This is a genomic window from Parabacteroides merdae ATCC 43184, assembly GCF_025151215.1.
GTDB classification, from domain to species: domain Bacteria; phylum Bacteroidota; class Bacteroidia; order Bacteroidales; family Tannerellaceae; genus Parabacteroides; species Parabacteroides merdae.
The window spans coordinates 3,665,243-3,681,673 of record NZ_CP102286.1 but is presented as its reverse complement, the minus strand read 5'-3'; the positions used below and the strand labels follow the sequence as shown (position 1 = coordinate 3,681,673).

The window sequence follows — 16,431 nt, the reverse complement described above, 5'->3', positions numbered from 1 at the left end:
GAGAAAAAAGCAACAATAACAGGTATTTATATTTCATATGCCTATTCTCCTATGCATTTAGTCGTTAACCGTAAACTTTTTGTTTCAGTTTCTCCGGCATCCAAAGTTATAATATAGTATTCCCCAATCGACACTTTATCTGTATTCCGGTTGCATACATAATATGTCCGTTCCGGATAGGTCAGCCCATCCAGCTTAACCGTGACTTTCAGCACCAGATTCTCACATGGATCCAGATAATAAGCCGGCTTTGTATGCTTATCGGGATCGAACGTCCACGACACTTCACCATCATAAACGGTCACTGAATAACTGTAATTAAGAGGTTCGGCTTCCAACTTCGCTTTGAACTGGTCAGACAAGCGAACCTCCACTCCCACACTTTCAAACGTACAAGTAAAAGAAGGAACAGACGTGACTGTTTTTTCTTCAATCACAAAATCCTGTTTCCCTTCGAAATAAGGAGTTTCAGACACTCGACCCTCAGCCGCTGCCTGATCGTACGAGGAAGCAACAACCTGATAATCTCCTACCGGTAAAACCAATGGCATACCGGAATCGATCATAGCCGAATAAGAAACAAAACTCGTATGTTTCGTATATGTACCATCTGCACCCTGTTGATCGATCCGAATCGGGAATGTATTCGCATCCATTCCGAAAGCTCCTTTCATCACAATCACCGGGATCTCCGTCTTGCTCAGAACCGCAGGTTGTTCCAACCGCAGCGCTCCGGAACCTTCACCAAAGTTGTCGCTTCTGCTATTTTCCTCTTTTTGGCAAGCAGCCAAAAGGGAAAGAATTACCGTTAAAAATAAGATATATGTCTTTTTCATATTTATTCGTAAATTAGTCGAACATTATCGATCGTCAGGACATTACCCACATACCGAGAATCACTGTATCCGTCAAAAGCCCCTAAACTACCTTGTACACCCTCCACTGAAGGGTTATCCGCAGTACTGGATCTAAACACAATATACATATGTGTTGCCTTCAATGATGTATTGGTATAATGAACATTTACTCTTACCGGAGCAAATGAAGCCTGATCCTGATTACTCATGATTCTACCACTTCCCAACTGCGTTACAGTTCCGTTTTCCCTATTTTCTACTACAATATAAGCTTCAAAAGATTCACTATTTAAAGATTTGAACTTATAGTAGAATTCAAACGCATTAGGACGAACATTAAAATCATGCCCATAATCAATTGTCTCAACCCCATTGCTGGTTGCAGAATGAGAGCCTAAAAACAACATTCCGGCAGAATGCGTTCCACTTTCACCTCCAAGTTCCGTAAATGTATTTCCTTCTTTCCATCCAAGCGTACTGATTTCAGCCGCTTTCCCTTCATACCCATTATCAACAGGGACTGTTCCGGAATAGGATGTATAATAACATGAAACACCGCTTCTTTGTGAAGTTGTCAACGCATTTCGGGTTGCCCACCACGAAGAACCTCCTTCATTATAAGGCCACCACTGATCTATCCCTAAACCGGTAGTTCCAACAGACCATATTGTTTTCTTATAAACTTCTTTCTTATGCCAATTTTCAAAAGAGCCATCTTCCAACTCCACCACATTTTCGGTTGTTATCACAATCGGTTCCGTTACACGCTTTTCTTTTTCCCGGTAAATTGCACGTATTTCATATTGCTGTCCTCCTGATGTCAGATTCTTCAATGTATCACATATCTCATCCGTTTGGTAAGTATGGTTCTTGCAATTGTTCCAACTTCCATTACCGACTTTTCTCCATTGGAATTTAAGATTATCAGGATGTGTTCCATCAGAAACCTTTGCCCGCAGAAAAGCCCGGCAAGCAAAAGCATCCCCACCATTAGCAGACGGTGTCAACTCAAACACCGGCGCCTTTACCGTCAATGTCTTTGTCAGAGTCGGGAAACTGCGTCCTTTCTTATCCGCTAAATCCAATTTATAAGTAAATGTTTTCTCTCCTTCCATAGGAGCCTCTAACCGGGAAGAAAAGACTTTTGGGAATTTAAGCGTTGCTGTCGCATTATTACCCGACTCAACACTAATACCCCAATCATTATATAAAACAGTTCCATCGGTTAGAATATTATACACTTTATCATCTACCCCGTCATTAATTGTCAATGTCGTTTTCGTTTCATCGATTATACCTTCAGCCTCAAATTTAGCTTCTATTTCTTTCGACATGTCATCACCCTCTATAATCGTTGTTTCAGGAAAGCCGTCAAATGTTATGATCGGCTGGCCGGCTGGCTGTACAACAACTGTTACCCCCAATACATTTGTCGCATGTGCCTTTCCTGTCGCATCAACTCCAGAAAACTCATAATGATAAGTATAAGTTTGGTCTTCCTCGATAGGAGCCTCCAAACTATTGATTGCATCTTTCAAAAATAGCTGTCCGGTTTTTCTTTCTCCTTTCACATTAGTATTCGCCTTACCATTGACCGACCATTTGAAATTCTTCCCTAAAGCGGCGGTAACTCCTTCGTCCGTCGCCAAGTCGTAGGTAATCTCTTCGTTTTCTTTTTCTTCCCGCCATTGCTTGACACACAAAGAGGCAATACCTGCCGGCATAGCAAATCCAACTGTAGGACTCTTCTCGAACTTTCCGACTTTAATGGTAAAAGATTCTCCATTCGTAAAATCATCCGGAGACAGTGTCGGCTTCTCAAACGGCTTCCACATAAAATCAGGTATCCCTTCATTCAGCGTGACATTTGTCATTTCATCATCCAGGATAATTTCCAGACCGATGCCATCCAAGGCCTCTCCATCCGTTTTAAAGATCAGGCGAATGTTCTGGCGACGTTCGATAGAAAGAGGAGTCGGGATTTTATATGTTTTTTCCTTGTCTTCGGTGATTTTCTTCAAACGGATGGCGATACCTAATTCCGACCCTTCTTTAGCTACTTGCATATAGGCCGGACGCATTTCATCTTTCTTTATTTCCAGGCTGCCGGATGTAAAGGCCGAACTCAACAAAACAGTATAATCAGAATATGCCTCCTTGAAGTCCTCGGTATAGTCGACCGTGATTCTCGCATTTCCAAGTGTACAAGTCACATCGATAGGCGTACTCATGTCAGCTTTCACCGTAAAGTCGGTACTTCCTTCAAAATAAGGGTTTTCAAAAGCAGAAGGGAGGTTGTCACCTTTGGAGGCGATGAGGGTATAAGCCCCCTCTTTCAGTTCGATTTCAGAAGGCATCTCATCGAAGCGGTCATACGATTGGACTGTATCGGACTGCTGTACGATACGGATCTTGTAATCAGCCGTAGTCAGGAACTTTTCGAACTCATCCGAAACGGCTGCTTTAGTGGAGTTGTTGATACCTTTGTTCAAAGAAGTAGTGTCTGCCGATAATGACAAGCGCAGCTTTCCAATTCCATCGGCAGGCACACGATCGGAATCACAAGAAGAGGCACAGATAAGTACCCCCAAAACACATATCCATAAAGCCATGATCTTCCCAAGACCATATTCAATCATACATTTCTTCATCTATATAGTAATATAGTTTAGCCCTAATTCTGTTGGCTGTCAAAATTCACAAAACAACCGGAGTAATGCTCTTTCTCCACCTATCAAAATCGATGCAAAATAACGACAACACAAAAGATCTCACAAGGTCTATTTATACGATTACCTGTCCGCTTTTTTAGATTTTGTTCCAAATAGTCAATTATAATATCCTAACTTAAACCGGATTTTATCATTCAACACTTTTTGCGTGTCCTATTTTTCATATCTTTGCATATATTCTAATGTATTCTGAATATGGAAAACGACATCCCCAAAATAGACCTTCCCGACGATTGGATCATCGGGAACCTTTCGCATAAAGACATCGGTTTGTTGAGTTTGTATGCCAACTATCCTTGCAGGTTGAAAGCGGAGATATTCGTGCTTTGCATGCAAGGCGAGATCGAGGCTTCCATAAATCTGACACGCTACCAAGTGAAGCCAGGCAGCTTTATCACGATCCTGCCGGGAACAATCTTACAAATTCATAAAGTGGAAGGAGATTTGCAGATCTATTTTATGGGTTTTTCGTCCGAGTTCACCAACCATGCCAATATAGGCAAATCGGCAATGGACATGCTGTATGTCGTAAAAGACAGCCCGATTATCGAACTGAAAGAACAGCCGGCCCAATTGCTGAAAGATTATTTTTCGCTACTTGTCAAAACGTATGGATTCTGCGGCCCCAAGCTGAACAAAGATATCCTTAACCATCTGCTTTCAGGCGTGCTTCTCGGAGTAGGGGCCATGTATAAAGACAAGACACTGAACAAAACGAATCTCTCCAAAGCAGAACAAATAAGCAAAAACTTCAATCATCTGGTTATGCAGAACTATACCACGCAACGTTCCGTTGCGTGGTATGCCAAGAAACTCGGCATAACTCCGGCGCATCTCAGCACGATTGTCAAGCAGACGACCGACAAGACTTGTGTCGAGATCATCACCTCTATGGTGATCATGGATGCGAAGGCACAGTTGAAATCGACCGACCTATCGATCCACGACATCGCCTATTCGCTGAATTTCACGAATATGTCTTTCTTCGGCAAATATTTCAAGCGGCATGTGGGGATGGGGCCGTTGGAATACCGGAACAGCTAAAAACAAAAGTTCCGGGCCGCTGGGTCATTTCAGCTTCACCCACCCTGTACAACCCGCCTTGCAACAAGCCTCAACAGGTGAAGGCACCCGCCCGGATTGCCTTCAACCCCGGTATCCGGCCTTCATCCAGGCAAGTTCGAATCGACCACCAAAGGTTGAGGGATGCCCGTGTCTTCCTCTTTCGGAAGGGTATAGATGGCAAACAAACGGCTGCCTCCCTTCACCAGACGGCCGGAAGCGACCAATGCGGCCAAATCCTTGCGCGCACTGTAGTCAGACAGCCCGATAAGATAACGGTAGGAACGGACGGTGATATAAGAGTTCTCGTCCAGATAGCGGTAAAGAAGTTCCTCCCGGTCCGCCATGCCGGGTGCACAGTGACCTGAACTTTTCATACGCGTGAGCGGCATCGTCTTCAAGGCCTTCTTCAACTGCTGGCAGCATCGGAAATTGACGTTCTTGAAACGGACAGATTCGCTCCTCAGTTCCGTTTTAGACATCACCGCGCGAGATTGGAGCGAGACACTGAAGAAGCCGAGACCCTCGATCTCCACGTTATCGCCTTCGCGCAAGCGTTCCGTCACCAAGTCGGTGATCAGCTGCAAGGCGCCGGCAATGTCGGCCTCCGAATAGGTGGAGCGGGATTTGGCATATTTCATCAACTTTTTAATGCTGACGGTCTCATAGGGGATCAATCTTGGGTGAAGAGGCATTTTATTGCCGTTCTTCCCGGAATCCGGGTTACGCTCCATTCTGTAACGTGCTGTCATATTAGTAATAGATTAAATGGTGAATAATAAGACTTTATCGCTTTCCTGCCTTCTTTGTATGTTTTTGACGAAGGTCGAAAAGGTTTTTGCCCAAGGTGGAAAAGGTATTCGACCTAAGTCGAAAGGCTTTTCGCCCTAGGTCGAATAGTCAATAACGTGGCAGTAAAGATACAAATAATAATAGGATAAACACGAATGAGGCGGTACTTTTATCCTAAATAAAAAACGCAACAACTGGGACTTGCTGGCTGATCCGACCGGTAGCCGCCGTTTCGTCTGCATCGAGATAAACGGGAACATCCGTCCAGACCGTTCTGTCGAATACGGACAGCTATACGCACAGGCGGTCGCCGCGCTCCGGGCAGGCGAAAGATATTGGTTCACGCCAGAGGCATTCATTTTATTTTCTCCTAATGCTTTTTCCGATCTCCAATTTTAAAATAAATGAAACCGGCTTACGTCCCCCATGTTTCCCGGTCCAGGCTCCGGTATTGTATGGCTTCCGCCAGATGGCGTGCCTCGATATTCGGAGAGGCTTCCAGGTCGGCGATCGTACGGGAGACTTTCAGGATGCGGTCGTAGGCGCGAGCGGAAAGATTGAGGCGCTGCATGGCGACCTTCAGTAAAGACAGGCCGGCAGCATCAGGCACGGCGTATTCATGAAGCAGTTTGGAGGTCATCTGGGCATTGCTGTAAATACCCTCATGCGCGGCAAAGCGTTTTTCCTGGATAGCGCGGGCTTTCATCACGCGCTCGCGTATCGCTTCGCTACATTCGGAAGGGCGTCCGTCGGATATCTTCTCGAAAGGGACCGGCACGACTTCTACCTGTATATCGATCCGGTCGAGCAAAGGGCCGGAAACACGATTCATGTATTTCTGGACAGCACCCGGAGAACAGAGACAAGGGCGATCGGGGTGATTATAATATCCGCAAGGACAAGGATTCATGGAAGCGACCAACATGAAGTTGGCCGGATAATCAACAGATAAGCGGGCACGAGAGACCGTTATCGTCCGGTCTTCCAATGGTTGGCGCATGACCTCGAGCACGCTCCGGTTGAATTCGGGCAATTCATCCAAGAACAAGATTCCGTTATGTGCCAGGCTGATCTCTCCCGGCTGCGGGAAAGCGCCTCCACCGACCATCGCCACATTCGAAATCGTGTGATGGGGCGAACGGAACGGACGTTGCGTCATCAGGGAAGTGTCCAGCCCGATCTTGCCGGCGACCGAATGTATCTTGGTGGTCTCGAGCGACTCCTGCAAGGTAAAAGGTGGCAAGATGGAAGGGAGACGTTTGGCGAGCATCGATTTGCCACTCCCCGGCGGACCGATCAGGATCAGGTTGTGGCTTCCGGCGGCGGCTACTTCCAGCGCACGCTTCACATTTTCCTGTCCGCGTACATCCGAGAAATCCGCTTCAAACTGAAGTTGCCGGGCATAAAATTCCTCACGGGTATTGACAACCGTCGGCTCCAAATCCCGTCTTCCTGCAATGAACTCGATCACTTCTTTGATGGTCGAAACGCCATACACATCCAGGTCATTGACGACAGCGGCCTCACGGGCATTCTGCTTGGGAACGATAAAACCTTTGAATCCCTCTTCACGCGCCTTGATCGCAATCGGCAGAATTCCCTTTACCGACTTCAAGCTGCCGTCCAATGAAAGCTCTCCCATCATCATGTAGTGGCCTAGCCGGGAAGCATCCAGCTCTTCGGCTGCTGCCAAGATGCCGATCGCAAGCGGCAAATCATACGACGAACCTTCCTTCCGGATATCGGCAGGCGCCATATTGATCACAATGCGGTTACGGGGAAACTTGTAGCCACTCACCTGAAGAGCAGAGATAATGCGTTCATGGCTTTCACGGACAGCCACATCGGGCAACCCTACCAAAAAGAATTGGATACCTTTCGTGCAATTTACTTCGATCGTAACGACCGTTGCCGATATGCCTTGCACGGCGGCAGCGTAAGATTTGACTAACATAGTTAAAGATTTATGATTTAAATTTATGGGTCTGGATTTATGAGGCCGGATTTATGATTTATGGATAGCAACATTGCATAAATCATAAATTCCTACTCCATCAGCTTTTCCAACGTTTGCTTTATCTCGACCCCATTGTCCGTTTTCAAGATGATCTTCCCTTCTTCATCGATCAGGAAACAGCGGGGCAAGGCGCTTACGTTATACAGATCAACCAACATGGCTGCCTGTCCGGCGGAATCGGTAACCAAGTTCCAGCCGATGCTATCCTTTGCAAGGACTTTCCGCACTTCGGCTTGATCGTCATCCAGACTGACCAGCAACATATCCACCTTTTCTTTCGGATATTTCATTGCCACTTCATCCAGATAGAGGTCTTCCGTCTGGCACATATCACACCAGGGAGCCGTAAACGCAAGCAGTAAATATTTCTTCGGAAAAGAATCCAGACTGACAGGAGTCCCGTAAATATTCTTCACATTGAAACCGGGTGCTTCGGCGCCTAAAGCAGTCCTTTTTGCCCTCGTGCTGTATTCCTGCAACTTCCGCACCAGATAAAAGTCGTTCAGTTTCGGATTCAGCACAGCCAGCAATTCGTCCATTTGCCGGGTATCGTCAGGATGGTTAAAATAATGCTGTATCAATACGACGGAAGCTTCTTCATCCGGATATTTCTTGATGGCGGCAGCAGCTTCCTCGCTCAACAGATGGTTTACATTCGCCAGGCGCGAAGCCATATCCGCTTCCTCGATCGAGCTGTTGAGGTTTTCCCTGTTCTTCTTATTCAGTTGACGGATCAAGTCGGCCTGCTCCTTCAATAAAGGAGCCATTTCTTTTCTTATCGCGGAAAGACGGTCATTGATCCGCCCTCCTTTGACACGTAACATGGCGGGATAATCAGCGTCTCCGGTGATCGTCACCTTCTCTCCCTTTTCCAGATAAGCCGTAACCCAATGCATTTTATCAGCAAAGAAAATCGTCACTTCCCGGAAATCTCCCTGTTTCTTTTCGATCAAAAATTCCCCCGGCTTCCCGCAAGTTACGGTATCTACAACCTTTATATCTTCATTTTCGAAAACGGCATATAAGGTCTGATCCTCCAGATTGGTTAGTTTTCCTTCTATCCGGTAAGCAATATCTCCGCCACACGATGACAAAGAAACGATAATCCCAACGACCAGTAATAAACGTCTAATCATGTTATACCTCACATCCCACATTAACAGATAATTTGGGGTAAAGGTAGGAATAGATTTTAAAATATCCTAACATTTATGATAAAATTAATGTATATATATAAAAAAAGCGCAGAACCGAAGTCCTGCGCTTTTATAGAGTCATTATGTATGTTATTACAATTTCGGACCAGCAGCAACCAGCTTCTTACCAGCTTCGTTGCCAGTGAACTTAGCGAAGTTCTTAATGAAACGGCCAGCCAGATCTTTTGCTTTTTCGTCCCACTGTGCAGCGTCAGCATAAGTATCGCGCGGATCCAGGATATTCGGATCAACACCCGGCAATTCTGTCGGTACAACGAAATCGAAGTACGGGATAACCTTTGTCGGAGCTTTGTCGATAGAACCGTCCAGGATAGCATCGATGATACCTCTTGTATCCTTGATAGAGATACGTTTGCCAGTACCGTTCCAACCTGTGTTGACCAAATAAGCCTTAGCACCGGTCATTTCCATTTTCTTAACCAATTCTTCGCCATATTTTGTCGGGTGCAGTGACAAGAAAGCAGCACCGAAACAAGCAGAGAATGTCGGAGTCGGTTCAGTGATACCACGTTCTGTACCAGCCAATTTAGCTGTAAAACCAGACAGGAAGTAATACTGAGTCTGTTCCGGGTTCAGGATAGATACCGGAGGCAATACGCCGAATGCATCGGCAGACAGGAAGATAACCTGCTTTGCGTGCGGGCCTTTAGAAACCGGCTTAACGATGTTTTCGATGTGATAGATCGGGTAAGAAACACGTGTGTTTTCTGTTACACTCTTATCAGCGAAGTCGATTGTACCGTCAGCTGCAACTGTAACGTTTTCAAGAAGAGCGTCACGTTTGATAGCGTTGTAGATATCCGGTTCGCTTTCTTTATCCAGGTTGATAACCTTAGCGTAGCAACCACCTTCATAGTTGAATACACCTTCGTTATCCCATCCGTGTTCGTCATCACCGATCAACAGACGTTTCGGGTCAGTAGACAAAGTTGTCTTACCTGTACCAGACAGACCGAAGAAGATAGCAGAGCTCTTGCCTTCTTTATCCGTATTAGCGGAGCAGTGCATAGAAGCGATACCACGCAACGGGTTCATGTAGTTCATGATAGAGAACATACCCTTCTTCATTTCACCACCGTACCAAGTGTTCAGGATCACCTGTTCTTTCGTCTTCAAGTTGAAAACTGTAGCAGTTTCAGAGTTCAAGCCTAATTCTTTGTAGTTGTCAACTTTTGCTTTAGAAGCGTTGAAACATACGAAATCAGGTTCTCCGTAGTTAGCCAGCTCTTCTGCTGTCGGGCGGATGAACATGTTAGTTACGAAGTGTGCCTGCCATGCTACTTCCATGATGAAACGAACTTTCATACGAGTTGCTTCGTTAGCACCGCAGAAAGTATCGACAACGAACAGACGTTTGCCAGACAATTCTTTTACAGCTTTAGCTTTCAGATCAGCCCAAGCTTCTTCAGAACAAGGCTTGTTATCGTTTTTATATTCTTCAGAAGTCCACCATACTGAATTTTCGCTGGCTTCGTTCTTTACGAAAAATTTATCTTTAGGAGAACGACCTGTGTAAACACCAGTCATCACGTTTACAGCACCCAGTTCAGTTACCTGACCTTTTTCAAAGCCTTCCAAACCCGGTTTTGTTTCTTCTGCGAACAGAACATCGTAAGACGGATTATGAAGAACTTCCTTCACATCTTTAATTCCGTACTTGCTTAAATCTAATGTAGCCATCTTGAAATTAATTTAATTGATTGACTTTATATAACTTTTCTCTCTACTCAATGTTAAAACACAAGGCAAATCATCTTTGTTTTTACTTGCTGTTCCCTCGCCTTGTTAATCGCGGTACAAAAGTAATACAAATTTTCATAGTACATATCGAATTAAGGAAATTTTTCAGTAATAATTATTCTTTTCCATGCCGTTAACACCCAACCCTACCATTTTGTAACATAGAATTTACAAATCAGACACTTTTATCCAAAGATAGCATCATGTTTCCCGGCATTTAAGTCATCCTGGATGCGGTAAAGAACGACAAGCAGAGGGGATAAATTATGTTTAACGATATCGGTTATAATCTCCGGGTCAACAGACAAATATTCATGAGAAATAATATTTCGCATGGCAAAAATCTTGCGTCAGGGAATTCCCGGATAATAGACTAGCAACTTCTCCTTTGTTTCAGTATCTATTTGTTTCAATGTCTCACCGATAGTCTGTATTCTCACGCAAGTTGCATCAAATAAATCGACACCCTCCGGAGTACGAAGCAAATCATCGCAGTCTGCAACATCGGAAGTTCGTTTCAATGCCAATTCAAATCTTTGTATAACAAAAAGAAGCTTATCTGTTATTTGATCCTTAAAGATAAATTGCATCCTGTTCTATTTTACGCCGAAACAAAGCACGCATTGTTTCATGCAAAGTTATTAAATCGACTTTTTGCCTGAAAACTTGTTCTAAATCATCTTTTATATCCATCAATGTGTAATAACTTGTTTTTCTCAACTTAATAAAAACATCGATGTCACTCTTCTCATTCTGTTCACCACGAGCCACGCTACCGAAAAGGCCCAATGTTTCGATTCCGTATTTTTCGGCGGAACGGGCTTTGTAATCTCTCAGGATTTCTATGATTTCGGCTGTTGTCTTCATTGCTATACCCTTTTGTTTCACAAAGATAGAAATATAAATAAGAAAAGCTGTAAACCCTTGCATCTTTTTTCAAGGTTTACAGCTTTTCTTATCACAGATCGGCTTACCGCCTTACTTTACTTCCCAGATTTCTCCGCTCATCAGATAATCCTGCAGGTTACGGATCGGATTCTTGGCCTGGACTTCTTCGATCTGTTGGTGTACGGCTTCGTCGTAGGTCGGAGCATCCACATCGCGGATCACACCGAGAGCGACTGGCATATCCCCGCTCATCATGGCAAGCATCATGTGCAGGGTGTTATCCTTTTCATGTGCATCATGTACCAAAACATCATCCAGCGTATAACCATCCTGACCGATCGTTACGGCTTTAAGTTTCAGGCCTTCCAACACGATACCCTTTTCATTGTCTTTGCCGAACAACATCTTTTCGCCGTGGCGCAAGAAAATCGTACGGTCGGCACGAAATTCCTTATCGACAATCTTTTTATGGATACCGTCGTTAAAGATCACACAGTTCACCAGCACTTCAGTCACGGAAGCACCTTTATGGCGGGCAGAAGCAGCCAACACTTCGGTCGTATTCTTCAGATCCACATCGATCACACGGGCAAAGAAATTACCACGGGCACCCAAAGCCAGTTCAGCCGGAATAAACGGATCTTCGACCGTCCCGTAAGGAGAGCTCTTGGAAACGAAACCACGATCGGAAGTCGGGGAATACTGCCCCTTCGTCAGACCATATATCTTGTTGTTGAACAACACGATATTCAGGTCCACGTTGCGGCGGACAGCATGGATAAAATGGTTACCGCCGATAGCCAGACAGTCGCCGTCACCAGTAATCAACCAGACGCTCAAGTCCGGACGAGCCGTCTTCACGCCGGTAGCGATAGCAGCACCACGACCATGAATCGTATGAAAACCGTATGTGTTCATGTAATAAGGTAAACGGGAAGAACATCCGATACCAGAGATAACAGCCATATTATGAGGAGCCACTCCTACTTCGGCCATTGCTTTGTGCAAGCAGTTCAACACGGCATGGTCTCCACAACCCGGACACCAGCGTACATACTGATCGCTCTTATAATCTTTCGGTTGAAATTTTACTTCTTCAGTTGCCATCTTTTAAGCCTCCAATATTTTCGTGAATTCCTCAACTAATCTCGCTACGACAAAAGGTTGTCCCTTTACGCGGTTGAAACGGTACGGATTGAATCCCGTCACTTTACCACGCAGGTAGTTGGCAAACTGCCCGTTGTTCTGTTCGGCAACGACCACCTTCTTGTATTTGCTCAGCACTTCAGCCGTGTTCTTAGGCAGCGGACTGATGAACTTGAAGTGAGCCAGAGCAACCTTCTTTCCCTGCTCCTGCATAGTTTCCATTGCTTCGTAGAGGTGTCCGTATGTTCCGCCCCATCCGACGATCAGCAGGTCTGCATCGGGGTCTCCGATCACTTCCAGTTCGGGGATATAATCGGCAATCTTGTCGATCTTGGCCTGGCGGGTGGTAACCATCTTCTGGTGGTTGACGGGGTCTGTCGAGATAGCACTTGTTTCATAGTCTTTTTCAAGACCGCCCAGACGATGGGCAAAGCCCTCGGTTCCCGGAATAGCCCAATAGCGAACCAGGCTTTCCTTGTCGCGGCGATACGCTTTCCATACTTTTTCACTCGCATCGTAGTTGGAGACATAATTCGGTTTGATTTCCGGATATTCAGCCAAGTTCGGCAGCTTCCATGCGGAAGAACCGTTGGCGATGAAGGCATCCGTCAACAGGATGACAGGAGTCATATGTTCGAGGGCCAACTTTCCTGCCCAGTAAGCGGCATCGAAACAGTCTGTCGGAGTCGAAGCAGCAATCACGACAGCCGGACTTTCACCGTTACGTCCGTAAAGCGCCTGCATCAAGTCGGTTTGTTCGCTCTTGGTCGGCATACCCGTAGAAGGACCACCACGCTGCACATCAATAACAACCAGCGGCAGTTCGGCGATCACGGCCAAACCGATCGCTTCGCTCTTCAACGCCAGACCGGGACCGGATGTGGAAGTCGCAGCCAAGCAACCGGCAAAGCTGGCTCCGATGGAAGTACAGATACCGGCAATTTCATCTTCCGCCTGAACAGTGATGACACCAAGCTCCTTATGCTTTGACAACTCATGCAAGATATCGGTGGCCGGAGTGATCGGGTAGCTTCCGAGGAACAACCGTAAGCCGGCCTTCTCCGCAGCAGCGATCAACCCGTAGGATGTGGCCTTATTACCGTTCACGTCAGTATAAAAACCTGGTGCAGCCTTCTTACTTTCGATGCGGTAAGTGGAGACTGAAGCATGGATATTGTGTCCGTAGTTGTAACCGTCTGTCAGCGCCTTGATATTGGCCTGTGCGATAGCCGGCTTTTTGGCGAACTTGTTCTGCAACATGTGCATCGCTTCATCCAGCGGACGTTCGAACAGCCAACAAACCAACCCCAGTGCGAACATATTCTTACAACGGAGCGCAGACTTGTTATCCAAGCCGAATTCAGCCAGGCCGTCTTTCACCATTGTCGAGATAGGAGCCGCCACGACCTGCACGCCGCCAAGCCCTAATTCCTGGAACGGATCGTCTGTCGTGAATTGCGCCTTGTCCAAGTCACTCTTCTGGAACGAATCCGTATCGATCAAAACGATCGCATTGGGTTTCAGGTTTTTCACATTCACTTTCAGCGCAGCGGGATTCATTGCGACCAGCACGTCCGCCTTATCGCCGGGAGTAAAAATTTTACGGGATCCCAGATGAACCTGGAAACCTGATACACCACTAAGTGTTCCTTGAGGAGCACGCACTTCTGCCGGATAATCGGGGAATGTAGAGATTTCATTCCCAAAAATAGCCGACAGATTGGAAAAGATTGTTCCGGTCAGCTGCATACCGTCACCGGAATCGCCCGAAAAACGGATGACAACCTTTTCCAGAGTTGTTACTTTTGTCTGTTCTGCCATAATATACTTATATTAGCTTAATCGCTTGTTGATATTTAAGATCATCGCAAAGTAAAGAATAAACTTTGCGAGTTCAAAACTTTTATGGGTTAAAACGCAGAGAGGTATAGATCGATATTATTCGATGATAAACCGAATCGATTGGAAACGTAGCTGTTAACAGGCTTACCGCAATACATGTAGACTCCGTTTTTGAATCCCGGGTCGCTCTTGATCATCCCCTGCACGGCACCGGCATCGCCCAGCAGGAAAAGCATCGGGACGAAGATATTGCTCAGTGCCATCGAAGTGGTACGCGCCACACGGTTACTGATGTTCTGCCGGCAATAATGCAGTACGCCGTACTGTTCGAAAACAGCCGGATCGGAAGGACAGAGGCAACAGGTCGTCTCGAAACACCCTCCCTGATTGATCCTGAGGTCAATAACTAATGCACCGCGCTTCATGATACGGATCATATCTTCGGCGATGATATACCGGTGACGCGTATTGATGTAACGCATCGCCCCGATCACCACGTCGGCACTACGGAAAGCGTTTTGCAGCACATTCGGATGGAAAGTGGAAGTGAACAAGCCTTGCCCCAATACCTGCTGGATAGTCCGAAGCTTGTTTATATCGTCGTCGAACACCTTCACGGAAGCCCCCAGTGCCATAGCGGCACGGGTGGCGACAGTCCCGGCATTACCGGCTCCAATGATCACGACCTCGGTCGGTGAAACGCCCGGTATGCCTCCTAACAAGATCCCTTTTCCGCCCTGCGTATTGCTCAACAACTCGGAAGCGATCGTGATAGAGGCTGTTCCTTCTATCTCAGAGATCACATTCAGGACCGGACAGCGCTGTTTGTCATCCGCCAACAGTTCATAGGCGACAGCTGTAATCCGTTTAGCCATCATCAGTTCGAAGGCTTCATGCGAAAAGGTATTAAACTGGACGGTTGAAAACAGCGTAGTACGCGGCTTCATCATCATCACCTCGGCAGTCAGCGGTGGCAGGATTTTCAGGATGATGTCCGCCTGATACACCTCGGCCGGAGTCGCCACAATCTCGGCTCCCGCTTCCGAATAATGGTTATCGGAGTAATTGATCCCCAGGCCTGCCCCGGCTTCCACCAGAACGCGATGCCCACGGTCGGTCAGCATGTCGACCGCTTCGGGAGTCAGAGCCAGACGGCGTTCTCCTTCCACCCGTTCACAGGGTATACCTATCAGTAAGCGATTACTCGCCTTACTGAGTTCTTTTAATAGCTCCTGCGGAATATAAGCCCCCTGCCCTTGTCTATCCATAATTTAATAGTTGAAAGTTGAGAGTTGAGAGTTGAAAGTTAAGGTTGTGCCAGTTTTCACTTTCAACTTTCAACTCTCAACTCTATAATCGTGTTGCCAGTTCTTGTGATATCTTATATACATCCTGATCGGTCATCATCTCTTCCGCATCGAACACAATCGACGCTTTCGAATAGAAAGGTTCCCTTTTCTCCAGACTTTCGGCAATAAAGGCTTTCAATTCGTCACCCGAACGACCCTTCAGTATCGGGCGGGTCGATTTACAGAGCTCCAAACGCTTCGCCAATTCCTCTACCGAGACTTTCAGGTAAACGGTCTGTCCGGCCCCGTTCATAAACTCCATATTATCGAAAAAACAAGGAGCACCGCCTCCGGTCGATACCAGGACATCTTCAAAAGCGGCGACTTCGCGGAGCATCCTCCGCTCGATATCTCGGAACGCATCTTCCCCTTTCTCGGCAAAAAGCTGCCCGACAGTCTTATGGTAACGGCCTTCTATATAGTGGTCCAGATCGATAAACGAGAGTCCCAACTGCCGGGACAGCACTTTTCCCACAGTGGTTTTTCCGGCTCCCATATATCCAATCAGAAATATACGCTTCATATCTATATGATTGTTTCCTGCAAATGTAAACTTTTTCCATTAAGAAGTTCTGTTTTGTGCCGGATAAATTTTTATCTTTGACCGCATACTTCTTCGATTCCATGCCCAACGATTTGCCTGTCGGTAATTGTCGACAGGTTTGCTGATAATTGTCGGTAAGCGATTAGATGCCGAAAAAACAAACTTATCCGGCAAGCCGAAGGCATTTTTCCAAAGGATAGAATCGATTTCTCACCAGAAGAAGGAGAAGTCGGACAAGGACTTAT

General features: G+C 46.2%; 15 protein-coding genes. 2 read left to right on the top strand and 13 right to left on the bottom strand.

All coding sequences use genetic code 11. The annotated features are described in order from the left end of the window. Window positions 1-41: 41 nt before the first annotated feature. Both NQ542_RS15060 and NQ542_RS15055 read right to left on the bottom strand, forming a co-directional pair. Window positions 42-836: a DUF4493 domain-containing protein gene (locus NQ542_RS15060; RefSeq protein ID WP_005639962.1), complete on the bottom strand. Its 795-nt coding sequence runs from the start codon at window positions 834-836 to the stop codon at window positions 42-44. 2 nt (window positions 837-838) lie between these two features. Beyond that, the gene (locus tag NQ542_RS15055) at window positions 839-3,496 is read right to left on the bottom strand and encodes a DUF4493 domain-containing protein (RefSeq protein WP_005649863.1); all 2,658 of its coding nucleotides are present in this window, start codon (window positions 3,494-3,496) and stop codon (window positions 839-841) included. Window positions 3,497-3,784: 288 nt separating this feature from the next. On the opposite strand from NQ542_RS15055, the gene NQ542_RS15050 reads away from it, so the two are divergent. After that, complete coding sequence (locus NQ542_RS15050; RefSeq protein WP_005639958.1) at window positions 3,785-4,633, top strand: helix-turn-helix domain-containing protein; 849 nt, start codon at window positions 3,785-3,787, stop codon at window positions 4,631-4,633. Between the two features lie 122 nt (window positions 4,634-4,755). Here NQ542_RS15050 and NQ542_RS15045 read toward each other — a convergent pair whose 3' ends face one another. Further along, window positions 4,756-5,403 carry an HU family DNA-binding protein gene (locus NQ542_RS15045; RefSeq protein WP_005649862.1) on the bottom strand — a complete coding sequence of 216 codons (648 nt, stop codon included), beginning with the start codon at window positions 5,401-5,403 and terminating at the stop codon, window positions 4,756-4,758. A gap of 241 nt (window positions 5,404-5,644) precedes the next feature. On the opposite strand from NQ542_RS15045, the gene NQ542_RS15040 reads away from it, so the two are divergent. Further along, window positions 5,645-5,842: a VapE domain-containing protein gene (locus tag NQ542_RS15040; RefSeq protein ID WP_005639952.1), complete on the top strand. Its 198-nt coding sequence runs from the start codon at window positions 5,645-5,647 to the stop codon at window positions 5,840-5,842. Window positions 5,843-5,858: 16 nt separating this feature from the next. On the opposite strand, the gene NQ542_RS15035 is transcribed toward NQ542_RS15040, so the two are convergent. The 10 genes from NQ542_RS15035 to NQ542_RS14990 form a co-directional block, all read right to left on the bottom strand. Beyond that, on the bottom strand, window positions 5,859-7,397 hold the full coding sequence (locus NQ542_RS15035) for a YifB family Mg chelatase-like AAA ATPase (protein WP_005639951.1): 1,539 nt from the start codon (window positions 7,395-7,397) through the stop codon (window positions 5,859-5,861). 92 nt (window positions 7,398-7,489) lie between these two features. Further along, window positions 7,490-8,596 (bottom strand): TlpA disulfide reductase family protein, encoded by a 1,107-nt coding sequence (locus tag NQ542_RS15030; protein ID WP_172676537.1) that lies wholly within the window; start codon window positions 8,594-8,596, stop codon window positions 7,490-7,492. A 153-nt stretch (window positions 8,597-8,749) separates the two neighbouring features. After that, entirely contained in the window at window positions 8,750-10,357 is a 1,608-nt protein-coding gene (gene pckA / locus NQ542_RS15025; protein WP_005639947.1) for a phosphoenolpyruvate carboxykinase (ATP), read from the bottom strand. A 245-nt stretch (window positions 10,358-10,602) separates the two neighbouring features. Then, the gene (locus NQ542_RS15020; RefSeq protein ID WP_005639945.1) at window positions 10,603-10,752 is read right to left on the bottom strand and encodes a HepT-like ribonuclease domain-containing protein; all 150 of its coding nucleotides are present in this window, start codon (window positions 10,750-10,752) and stop codon (window positions 10,603-10,605) included. Window positions 10,753-10,767: 15 nt separating this feature from the next. Then, a complete protein-coding gene (locus tag NQ542_RS15015) occupies window positions 10,768-10,944 on the bottom strand; it encodes a hypothetical protein (protein ID WP_227945697.1) in 177 nt (58 codons plus the stop codon). Between the two features lie 46 nt (window positions 10,945-10,990). Beyond that, complete coding sequence (locus NQ542_RS15010) at window positions 10,991-11,284, bottom strand: nucleotidyltransferase family protein (RefSeq protein WP_005645412.1); 294 nt, start codon at window positions 11,282-11,284, stop codon at window positions 10,991-10,993. Between the two features lie 111 nt (window positions 11,285-11,395). Then, window positions 11,396-12,412 (bottom strand): 2-oxoacid:ferredoxin oxidoreductase subunit beta, encoded by a 1,017-nt coding sequence (locus NQ542_RS15005; RefSeq protein WP_005639939.1) that lies wholly within the window; start codon window positions 12,410-12,412, stop codon window positions 11,396-11,398. A 3-nt stretch (window positions 12,413-12,415) separates the two neighbouring features. After that, complete coding sequence (locus NQ542_RS15000) at window positions 12,416-14,272, bottom strand: 2-oxoacid:acceptor oxidoreductase subunit alpha (protein WP_005639936.1); 1,857 nt, start codon at window positions 14,270-14,272, stop codon at window positions 12,416-12,418. An 89-nt stretch (window positions 14,273-14,361) separates the two neighbouring features. Then, window positions 14,362-15,561 carry an alanine dehydrogenase gene (locus NQ542_RS14995; protein WP_005639933.1) on the bottom strand — a complete coding sequence of 400 codons (1,200 nt, stop codon included), beginning with the start codon at window positions 15,559-15,561 and terminating at the stop codon, window positions 14,362-14,364. Window positions 15,562-15,643: 82 nt separating this feature from the next. Continuing rightward, the gene (locus NQ542_RS14990; RefSeq protein WP_005639931.1) at window positions 15,644-16,165 is read right to left on the bottom strand and encodes a shikimate kinase; all 522 of its coding nucleotides are present in this window, start codon (window positions 16,163-16,165) and stop codon (window positions 15,644-15,646) included. Between the last annotated feature and the right edge of the window lie 266 nt (window positions 16,166-16,431).

Excerpts from the sequence above, each read along its gene's own strand:
- NQ542_RS15060 (WP_005639962.1), bottom strand. The coding sequence starts at position 836 with ATGAAAAAGACATATATCTTATTTTTAACGGTAATTCTTTCCCTTTTG.
- NQ542_RS15055 (WP_005649863.1), bottom strand. The coding sequence starts at position 3,496 with ATGATTGAATATGGTCTTGGGAAGATCATGGCTTTATGGATATGTGTT.
- NQ542_RS15050 (WP_005639958.1), top strand. The coding sequence starts at position 3,785 with ATGGAAAACGACATCCCCAAAATAGACCTTCCCGACGATTGGATCATC.
- NQ542_RS15045 (WP_005649862.1), bottom strand. The coding sequence starts at position 5,403 with ATGACAGCACGTTACAGAATGGAGCGTAACCCGGATTCCGGGAAGAAC.
- NQ542_RS15035 (WP_005639951.1), bottom strand. The coding sequence starts at position 7,397 with ATGTTAGTCAAATCTTACGCTGCCGCCGTGCAAGGCATATCGGCAACG.
- NQ542_RS15030 (WP_172676537.1), bottom strand. The coding sequence starts at position 8,596 with ATGATTAGACGTTTATTACTGGTCGTTGGGATTATCGTTTCTTTGTCA.
- pckA (WP_005639947.1), bottom strand. The coding sequence starts at position 10,357 with ATGGCTACATTAGATTTAAGCAAGTACGGAATTAAAGATGTGAAGGAA.
- NQ542_RS15020 (WP_005639945.1), bottom strand. The coding sequence starts at position 10,752 with ATGCGAAATATTATTTCTCATGAATATTTGTCTGTTGACCCGGAGATT.
- NQ542_RS15010 (WP_005645412.1), bottom strand. The coding sequence starts at position 11,284 with ATGAAGACAACAGCCGAAATCATAGAAATCCTGAGAGATTACAAAGCC.
- NQ542_RS15005 (WP_005639939.1), bottom strand. The coding sequence starts at position 12,412 with ATGGCAACTGAAGAAGTAAAATTTCAACCGAAAGATTATAAGAGCGAT.
- NQ542_RS15000 (WP_005639936.1), bottom strand. The coding sequence starts at position 14,272 with ATGGCAGAACAGACAAAAGTAACAACTCTGGAAAAGGTTGTCATCCGT.
- NQ542_RS14995 (WP_005639933.1), bottom strand. The coding sequence starts at position 15,561 with ATGGATAGACAAGGGCAGGGGGCTTATATTCCGCAGGAGCTATTAAAA.
- NQ542_RS14990 (WP_005639931.1), bottom strand. The coding sequence starts at position 16,165 with ATGAAGCGTATATTTCTGATTGGATATATGGGAGCCGGAAAAACCACT.